This is a genomic window from Aestuarium sp. (genome assembly GCF_023253315.1).
Taxonomy (GTDB): domain Bacteria; phylum Pseudomonadota; class Alphaproteobacteria; order Rhodobacterales; family Rhodobacteraceae; genus Marivivens; species Marivivens donghaensis.
The window spans coordinates 1-683 of sequence record NZ_JALRGW010000155.1 but is presented as its reverse complement, the minus strand read 5'-3'; the positions used below and the strand labels follow the sequence as shown (position 1 = coordinate 683).

The following is a 683-nucleotide window of genomic DNA, read 5'->3' as shown; positions in this document are numbered from 1 at the left end:
CATAGACTCGTTTTTGCTCTTCACCATTTGGTGTCCTAACAGTTGCTTCGTACATTGGCATATTGTATCTCTAAACTTTGGTGGAGGTGACAGGACTTGAACCCGCTACCTCTTGAATGCAAATCAAGCGCTCTCCCAGGTGAGCTACACCCCCAAATATTTTATGGTGCCCTAGGACGGACTCGAACCGTCACGTATCTCTACGCTAGAACCTAAATCTAGTGCGTCTACCAATTTCGCCACCAGGGCCTTCACCATATAAAAACATACTAGGACTGCAATACAGTAATAACCTTCGGAACAACCCTAGGAACTAATATGCTTTTAAATGGTGCCGCTTGTCGGATTCGAACTGACCACCTACGCATTACAAGTGCGTTGCTCTACCAAATGAGCTAAACCGGCAATTTGTTAATTTCTTAACAAGTACACATTATATATGCCTAACATATATGTTGTCAACTATATTAGATTATATTGGCGGTGAGCGAGAGATTCGAACTCTCGATACATGTTTTAGCACGTATGCTCCCTTAGCAGGGGAGTACCTTCGGCCACTCGGTCAGCTCACCTTAAACTTTAACTAGGCACTACATGCGGAATGTAAGGAACTTTTCTTGGACCACCGTACAGTTGTTCGAAAAGTTTTTTAGCCTCTTGCACATTGTCTGCATAGATTCTTT

General features: G+C 43.2%; 4 tRNA genes. All 4 read right to left on the bottom strand.

Annotation, left to right across the window (positions count from 1 at the left end):
• Positions 1-78: 78 nt before the first annotated feature.
• Positions 79-154, bottom strand: a tRNA-Ala gene (locus AC1QQ2_RS14785).
• Between the two features lie 10 nt (positions 155-164).
• Positions 165-249: transfer RNA gene (locus AC1QQ2_RS14780), tRNA-Leu, on the bottom strand.
• An 80-nt stretch (positions 250-329) separates the two neighbouring features.
• A tRNA-Thr gene (locus tag AC1QQ2_RS14775) sits at positions 330-405 on the bottom strand.
• A gap of 73 nt (positions 406-478) precedes the next feature.
• A tRNA-Ser gene (locus tag AC1QQ2_RS14770) sits at positions 479-572 on the bottom strand.
• Between the last annotated feature and the right edge of the window lie 111 nt (positions 573-683).